The following is an 8,405-nucleotide window of genomic DNA, read 5'->3' as shown; positions in this document are numbered from 1 at the left end:
GCGCAATTAGTGTTGAAGGGCCACCGTAGCAGGTGGCCTTTGTTTTGCCTGTTATCCTGCAACTATGGTCATTTCGACCACGGTTGATATAATCCCCCTGCACTGATCCAATTTTTTCGCAGCAGGTTAATTGTTCGCAAGGGCGCTCCGGTAACGGGGCGCTTTTTGTTTTTACCCACCAGCACAATAAAAATCTTCATTTTCCATTTTTGTAAAATTTCATGCTTTCCGGACGACTGGTCATATGTCATTTTTTAGCAGAAGATTTTGCCTTGCTGGTGGGTAGCTTCCCGGTTAACACGATGTACCGTATAATCAGCACCGCACGCGGTTACTGAATACGCTCACCAAAGTAAAACTCAGGCTGATATTCACGTATCAGCCTTTTTTCTTCTTCCTCGAGTTCACGCTTTTTGCGCTTACAGGCCTGTAGCTCCCTCCCCTTCTCACTGGCACTTATCTGATATTGCTGTTTGCGGCGGGAAAAATCCTGTAATGCGCCCCACGGGATACCATAAGCCCCCGTTTTTCTGATACCCGGTATCACATTTCTGAATACCCAGTTACTGAAACGATGGGCGAATGTGCCTTGCGTCGTTGCTTTGCGGCTACGGGCTATTAGTTTGTAGAAACCTGACTCAGAGATAATGCTCATATTCTGATTTCCTCCGGGGGTGTAAGTTAAATTTACTCCCTTTTCATCATCATCAAGCATCTGCAACGCCGTACGCGAATTGGTCAGTTCCAGCGCAGCGCAGACATCCTTTGCAACAAACCACGGATCGCCGTTCAGATACACCACGCGAACGCTCACGCCATCAAAGCGCAGAACGACCAGATCACGAATATCACAGAATTTTTTCACATGACGTGCGTCACCCTTGCCCGTCACGGCAATATTTTTATTCATCGTTTTTTTACCTCATATACAAAAAACCCCGCATTGCGTGCGGGGTATGAAAGATATTATTAGTGGGGATTGGCCTGTTCTCGTTGTTTATCTAACCATGCCTCTACATCTCTACGGTGCCAGGTATGCCGCCGCCCAATTCTGAACGGTTGAGGAAAACCATTGCTTTCATCTTTCCAGAAATTAATGAATGCGCTCATTGCCCCATAGCGCAAAATTTTCATTACGTCTTTAGTAAATAAAATATCTTCATTGGTATTCATTTGCTGAACTCCTCAACCATTTACTATTCTTAAACCTTTCTTACCACAGGATCTATTAATTACCCCTTTTCTCGCCTCTTCAAAAAAATCGCCTACCCATTGCATCATAATTTTGCGTTGTTCTAAATAAGTAGTTCTATTATAAATATCTCTTATTTTATCACCACTTTTATGTGCCAATGCAGCCTCGATTACATCGGGGTTAAATCCCTCCTCATTTAAAAGCGTGCTCCACATCGAACGAAAACCATGTAACGTTACAATCCCTTTGAACTTACTGGCGGCAATCGGGGTATTTATAGTATTCCTCCCCATAGGCGCGTCTTTGGTTCTGGATGAATAGAATACATAACGCCCTCTTTTTATTTCCTGCATTGTTCTGAGGATGCTAATGGCCTGTGATGACAGGGGTACAACATGTTCACGATGGCATTTCATTTTATGCTCAGGAATAACCCACAGACCAGCATCAAAATCTATCTCTGACCACTCCGCCTGGATCGCCTCTCCCGGCCTGACCATGGTCAATATCTGAAATAAAAGTGCATTATGCGCTATTTGGTAGTTATGAGGCACACCATCCCACCAACTCAGAAATTCAGGTAATCTTTCTATAGGTAACGCAGCCAATGATTTATTTTTCTTTCCAGCGAATGCAGTCTTTATTTTAAGCAATGGATTTATTTTTAACGCACCACAATTTACGGCATAATTCATAATTTCATTTAATCTTGATATTAATTTTTTTTGCAACGCATTTTTATCAGATACTGCATCCAGTATCTTAATTGCTAATGGCGCTGTAATCTTATCTATACTATATTTACCAAAGAAAGGAACAAGATATTTATATACTTCATATTCGATGTTATTTAACGTAGGCTTCCGCAATTCTGCTCCCTTTTTAAAGGCAACCCATGCATTAGCAACAGATTCAAATGTCTGTAGATTTTTTAGTGCCATCTCAATTTTACGATTTTTCTTCTCTGTGACTGGATCAACTCCACGTGCAATCATTCGCCGAAGTTCATCACGTACTTCCCGTGCTTCCGCGAGTGAGAATTCAGGAAAACGCCCTATCGTGTATGTCTGCCGTTTTTTCGTTATCGGATGGCTATAACGAAAACGCCACACTTTCCCACCAGCTTTACTCACATTCAGCAATAAACCGAACCCATCATAAACGGCATAGTCCTTTTCACGTGGTTTCATCCCCTTAACTTCAGTCACGGTTAATGGCTTTACCGACATCTGTCGCCCTCATTTTTTAGTCCGTCATGTAGTCCATTCAAGTCGATAACAAGCGATAAACTAACTCATTATCAAGTAAAGAGAGGAAACTCAAAAAATCACAACTCATTGAAAAGACTATAAAACGACACCAGAACATAAAAACAGGTAAGAAATGTACCCTACATCCAGAACAGGCGGTAATCCTCAATGCTCTTTCCAAAGCGCGCCGCTTCGATGGGGGTAAGGCGATGGTGCATGTCATGCAACAGATGTTCGTTAAAACCGAACTTATTGCGCACCGCCTCAAATAACTTCGGCGTGAAATCGAGATACTTCTCCGTCGACCACAACTGCTCTTCCGGCCACTGGCCTTTGGTTGCCGGTTCGTACGCCAGTCCTTTGCCCTTCGCCAGGCCATAGGTGGTTTGCATCCCAGGCACACCGCACTGCACACGAATCGCCTTAAAGCCCATCTGCTGGTGCTTTGCATAATCCTCAAGAACTTCATCAATCGTGCGCCCGGTGGTATGGCAATAAACCATCACGCCCTCACGAGAAGCACCGCCAAGCAGTTGATACAGCGGCATATTGGCTGCTTTAGCTTTGATATCCCACAATGCCATATCAATGGCAGAAATGGCCGACATCGTGACGGGACCACGTCGCCAGTAAGCGCCTTTATAAAAGAATTGCCAGATATCTTCGATACGGCTGGCATCGCGGCCAATTAATTGTGGGCAAAGATGATCTTTCAGATAAGAAGCGACCGACAATTCGCGGCCATTTAACGTGGCATCTCCTAATCCACAAAGTCCGCTTTCAGTGGTTATTTTAAGCGTAACGAAATTACGCCCGGGGCAAGTAACAAAAACGTCCGCAGCAATAATTTTCATTATTGCAATCTCCTGTGTTGTAAATAGACGCTTCAAACTTAATTACGCGCCTACTACCATACAAGAGAGAAAGAGTGATTATTCAACCGTGATCACATTAAAAACAAAAATTTCCGGCGGAGAACAAAAATATCCTCAAATTTGACCTACACTATTAATCATCATCGTTAAAACAACGCGTTAAATAATCACATAATAAACACCATCAATCTTAAAAATAAACACAACAATAGAAATTAATTATATTCAATTAATTAAACTGTGTATCGCCTGGTGTATTTAAAAATGATTTTTATAGGGAGAGTAAAGCAAGAATAAAAAGGCATGTGACAAATAATGGTTCTGGTTGGGCGTTAAATTTAAGGTCAACAGAATACTGCCTGATGTGACGCTGTCGCGTCTTATCATGCCTACAAGTGCAACACTACGTAGACATGATAAACAAAGCACATCAGGCAAACTCCCCATTCTCAGGGGAGCAAAATAACAAGGTTACCCCAAACGCGCCCTTGCAAAAGCAATCGCCTGCGCCACCTGTTGCGGTGAGACACCGCCTTTTGCCGCACGCTTGTCGAGGCACGATTGCAGCGACAGAATCGGATAGACATCTTCGCCAATCACCTGGCTGAATTTCTGCAACTCGGTCAGCGGCAGATCTTCCAGCGGTTTACCCTGACGAATGGCTTCCACCACCGCTTCACCCACGATATGGTGCGCCTCGCGGAACGGTACGCCCTTCGCCACCAGATAATCCGCCAGTTCAGTAGCATTCGCATAACCCTGCTGCGCTGCTTCCTGGCAACGTGGGCGTTTCACCTGAATGCCGTCCAGCACCAGCGCCGCCATATGCAGGCAGTCCAGCCAGGTATCGAGCGCGTCGAACAGACCTTCTTTGTCTTCCTGCATATCTTTGTTGTAAGCCAGCGGCAAACCTTTCAGCGTCATCATCATGCCGGTTAACGCACCCTGCACCCGACCGCATTTACCGCGAATCAGCTCCAGCGCATCCGGATTTTTCTTCTGCGGCATTAATGATGAACCGGAAGTCACGCGGTCAGAAAGCTCCACAAACCCCGCCTCGCCGGTGTTAAAGAAGATCAGGTCTTCAGCAAAACGCGACAGATGCACCATGCCGATAGCGGCAGCAGAAAGCAGTTCCAGCACGTGGTCACGGTCAGAAACGCTGTCGAGACTGTTACGGGTCGCCGAAGCAAAGCCCAGCCAGCCTGCTAACTGTTCACGGTCGATTTCATAGGCTGTTCCCGCCAGCGCGCCACAGCCTAGCGGGCTGACATCCAGACGCTTAAGCGCATCCTGCAAACGGCTTTCATCGCGCGCCAGCATCTCAACATACGCCAGACACCAGTGAGCGAACGTCACCGGCTGGGCGCGTTGCAGGTGAGTGTAACCTGGCATTACCGCGTCCTGATTGTTTTGTGCGGTTTCCACCAGCGCCGATTGCAGCTGCCGGTTAGCCGTCAGCAACTCGCTAACGGTATCTTTGCACCACAGTTTCAGGTCAGTCGCTACCTGATCATTACGGCTACGCCCGGTGTGCAGTTTTTTGCCTAACTGACCCACTTTGTCGATCAGTTTGCCTTCCACCCAGCTATGGATATCTTCGGCGTCGCTTTCAAGGATTTGTTGTGGCCTGGCGCGAACATCTTCCAGCAGCACGTTCAGCGCCTCTTCCAGTTGCGCCTGTTCTTCTGCGGTCAGCACACCGACCGTTACCAGGGCTTTGGACCAGGCCACAGAGCCAACAATATCCTGCTCCGCCAGACGGTAATCAAAACGCAGTGAGTCGTTGAATTGTTTGAACCGTTGATCTGCTGCCTGGGTAAAACGCCCGCCCCAAAGTGCCATAACTCTGTTTCCTTATTTTGAAATTCAATGCCGGAAAGCTGCGCCTCCGGCTAACAAAACTTAAGCTAAAATCCGCGTACCCATCGGCATACCGTTAAACAGTGCCGGAAGTTGTTCCGCATGACGCCAGGAGGCGATATCTACCGGGCGGCCCAGCGTGCGCGCAGCATCCAGCGCCGCGTTCACTTTCACTATCATGCCGTCAGTAATAATGCCCTGCTCAATCAGTTGTTCTGCTTTCGCGGCGGTCATTTCGGCAATGCGTTGCCCTTTGCCGTCGAGAATGCCACTGACGTCGGAGAGCAAAATCAGATCCGCGCCCAGCGTTGCCGCCAGCGCCGTCGCCGCCTGGTCAGCATTGACGTTCATCAGTTGTCCTTCGTTCGTTACGCCAATGGAGCTGACCACCGGCAGATAACCGTTTTCCAGCAACGTATTGATAAGCTTAGGCGAACCTGGCTGCGCCAGTCCAACATGACCTAACTCTTCATCAAGCTGGGTCACTTTGACGCTGTCGCCGTCACCGAGAAACAAACCTACGGCAGCAATCTGATGTTTCTTCGCCCATGCCAGCAGGGTTTTATTTGCCGTTCCCGCCAGTGCTCCGGTGATAATGTCTATCTGATCCGCAGGCGTCACCCGCAGGCCATTTTTCTTTTTCACCGGCAGATTCAGCCCTTTCATCAGCTCATCCACCACGCAACCGCCGCCGTGCACAATCACCAGCGGACGCTGATGTGACTCACGATAATTCACCAGTGCGCTAAACAGACGTTCCAGCGCCTCTTCACTATCCAGCAGTACGCCACCCAGTTTGATAATTAATGGATTCATCATTGCACCCTTAAATAAGAGACTGCGTTTCCGCATAACCGAAACGAATATTGGCGCACTGTACCGCTTGTGCCGCCGCACCTTTCAATAAATTGTCTTCGGTCGCCACAATAATCAGATGCTCGCCCTGAACGGCAAACCCGATATCACAGAACGGCAGCCCGACGACATTTTTCAGTGCCGGAACGCCTTTGTCATATAGCCGTACCAGCGGTTTATGCGCATACGCCCGCTGTAACGCTTGCGCGACTTGCGCCTGGGTCACACCCGGTTTCAGGCGGCAGGTAATGGTTTCGAGAATGCCGCGCGGGAAATTGCCCAGATGCGGGGTGAAGATAACGTCAGCACCGAGATGCGTGGCGATCTCCGGCTGATGGCGATGGGTAAAGACACCATACGGTTGCAGGCTAACTTCACAAAAGCTGTTTGAAATCGCTGCCTTACGTCCCGCTCCGCTCACACCGCTGGTGGCGTTAATCACCGGCCACTGACTGAGGTCGAGAAGATCGGCATCAATCAACGGTTTCAGCGCCAGTTGTGCCGCCGTCGGATAACATCCCGGCACCGCAATTAAGTTCGCTTCTTTTAATTTATTGCCGCACCACTCCGCCAGACCATAAGCGGCCTGTTCCAGCAGTTCCGGGTATTGATGGGTAAAGCCGTAATATTTTTCATAGAAGGCAGCGTCGTTAACACGAAACGCGCCGGAAAGGTCAAACACCACGCAGCCCGCTTCAAGAAATTGCGGTGCTAAATCGTGGCTAACTTCATGGGCGGTGGCGAGAAACACCACGTCCACCCCTGGGCTAAACTCGCTGATATCCGACATCGGCTGCAACGGCAGATCAACGATGCCTTTTAGCTGCGGATGCAAATCGGAGATTAACTTTCCCGCATCATTGCTTTGCGCTGAAACAGTCAAAGCGGTTATGTTCATATGCGGATGGCGATTTACATAGGTCACTAGCTCTGCGCCAGCGTAGCCGCTGGCACCCACAATCAGCGTATTCAACATCGGGGCTATTCACCTTCTTATGTCTGGTTGCCAGGTTAAACGTAAAACATTCACCTTACGGCTGGTGGGTTTTATTACGCTCAACGTTAGTGTATTTTTATTCACAATTACTGCATGAATATTGATACTATCATGACCAGAGGTGTGTCAACAATGAAAAACAAATTACCGCCATTTATCGAGATTTACCGTGCTCTGATTGCCACACCTTCAATAAGCGCCACGGAAGAGGCACTCGATCAAAGCAATGCAGATTTAATCACTCTGCTGGCGGGCTGGTTTAAAGATTTGGGCTTCAATGTGGAAGTGCAGCCTGTGCCAGGAACTCGCAACAAATTTAATATGCTGGCCAGTTGCGGACAGGGTGCTGGCGGCTTGCTGCTGGCGGGTCATACCGATACGGTGCCGTTTGATGATGGTCGCTGGACGCGCGATCCGTTTACGCTGACGGAGCATGACGGCAAGCTTTACGGCTTAGGCACCGCCGACATGAAAGGCTTCTTTGCGTTTATCCTCGATGCGCTACGCGACGTCGACGTCACGAAACTGAAAAAACCGCTCTACATTCTGGCAACTGCCGATGAAGAAACCAGTATGGCCGGAGCGCGTTATTTTGCCGAAACCACCGCCCTGCGCCCGGATTGCGCCATCATTGGCGAACCGACGTCGCTACAACCGGTACGCGCGCATAAAGGCCACATCTCCAATGCCATTCGCATTCTGGGTCAGTCGGGGCATTCCAGCGATCCGTCGCGCGGAGTTAACGCTATCGAACTGATGCACGACGCCATCGGTCATATTTTACAATTGCGCGATAACCTGAAAGAGCGTTATCACTACGAAGCGTTTACCGTGCCATATCCCACGCTCAACCTTGGGCATATTCACGGTGGTGACGCCTCTAACCGTATTTGCGCTTGCTGCGAGTTGCATATGGATATTCGTCCGTTGCCTGGCATGACGCTCAATGAACTTAATGGCTTACTCAACGACGCGCTGGCTCCGGTGAGCGAACGCTGGCCGGGTCGTCTGACGGTCGAAGAGCTGCATCCGCCGATCCCTGGTTACGAGTGCCCGCCGAATCATCAACTGGTTGAAGTGGTTGAGAAATTACTCGGTGCAAAGACCGAAGTGGTGAACTACTGTACCGAAGCGCCGTTTATTCAGACGTTATGCCCGACGCTAGTGTTGGGTCCAGGCTCAATTAATCAGGCTCATCAGCCTGATGAATATCTGGAGACGCGGTTTATTAAACCCACCCGCGAACTGATCACCCAGGTCATTCACCATTTCTGCTGGCATTAAAACGTAGGCAGGATAAGGCGCTCGCGACGCATCCGGCACTGTTGCCAAACTCCAGCGCCGCAATAATGTCGGATGCGATGCTTGCG

Annotated in this window: 7 protein-coding genes and 2 pseudogenes; 1 reads left to right on the top strand and 8 read right to left on the bottom strand. The window is 48.9% G+C overall.

Features of this window, described 5'->3' with window-relative positions:
* The 8 genes and pseudogenes from EQY_RS27145 to argC form a co-directional block, all read right to left on the bottom strand.
* A pseudogene (locus EQY_RS27145) lies at nucleotides 1–187 on the bottom strand (host cell division inhibitor Icd-like protein); the annotation flags it as partial.
* Between the two features lie 144 nt (nucleotides 188–331).
* On the bottom strand, nucleotides 332–910 hold the full coding sequence (locus tag EQY_RS0123405) for a BRO-N domain-containing protein (RefSeq protein ID WP_001038672.1): 579 nt from the start codon (nucleotides 908–910) through the stop codon (nucleotides 332–334).
* Between the two features lie 59 nt (nucleotides 911–969).
* A complete protein-coding gene (locus EQY_RS0123400; RefSeq protein WP_001095276.1) occupies nucleotides 970–1,173 on the bottom strand; it encodes a helix-turn-helix transcriptional regulator in 204 nt (67 codons plus the stop codon).
* 12 nt (nucleotides 1,174–1,185) lie between these two features.
* On the bottom strand, nucleotides 1,186–2,424 hold the full coding sequence (locus EQY_RS0123395; RefSeq protein ID WP_000114059.1) for a tyrosine-type recombinase/integrase: 1,239 nt from the start codon (nucleotides 2,422–2,424) through the stop codon (nucleotides 1,186–1,188).
* 164 nt (nucleotides 2,425–2,588) lie between these two features.
* Nucleotides 2,589–3,299: pseudogene (locus tag EQY_RS0123390) on the bottom strand (D-galactonate dehydratase family protein); the annotation flags it as partial.
* 492 nt (nucleotides 3,300–3,791) lie between these two features.
* Entirely contained in the window at nucleotides 3,792–5,165 is a 1,374-nt protein-coding gene (argH, locus tag EQY_RS0123385) for an argininosuccinate lyase (RefSeq protein WP_001230092.1), read from the bottom strand.
* Nucleotides 5,166–5,225: 60 nt separating this feature from the next.
* The gene (gene argB, locus EQY_RS0123380) at nucleotides 5,226–6,002 is read right to left on the bottom strand and encodes an acetylglutamate kinase (RefSeq protein WP_077629745.1); all 777 of its coding nucleotides are present in this window, start codon (nucleotides 6,000–6,002) and stop codon (nucleotides 5,226–5,228) included.
* 7 nt (nucleotides 6,003–6,009) lie between these two features.
* Nucleotides 6,010–7,014 carry an N-acetyl-gamma-glutamyl-phosphate reductase gene (gene argC / locus EQY_RS0123375; RefSeq protein WP_000935358.1) on the bottom strand — a complete coding sequence of 335 codons (1,005 nt, stop codon included), beginning with the start codon at nucleotides 7,012–7,014 and terminating at the stop codon, nucleotides 6,010–6,012.
* Nucleotides 7,015–7,167: 153 nt separating this feature from the next.
* Between argC and argE the strand changes: the two genes are divergently transcribed.
* Nucleotides 7,168–8,319 carry an acetylornithine deacetylase gene (gene argE, locus EQY_RS0123370; RefSeq protein WP_010346357.1) on the top strand — a complete coding sequence of 384 codons (1,152 nt, stop codon included), beginning with the start codon at nucleotides 7,168–7,170 and terminating at the stop codon, nucleotides 8,317–8,319.
* Nucleotides 8,320–8,405: the final 86 nt, after the last annotated feature.

Origin of the sequence: Escherichia sp. TW14182 (assembly GCF_000208525.1) — a bacterium.
Classification (GTDB): domain Bacteria; phylum Pseudomonadota; class Gammaproteobacteria; order Enterobacterales; family Enterobacteriaceae; genus Escherichia; species Escherichia ruysiae.
This window is presented reverse-complemented; position numbering and strand designations above follow the sequence as displayed.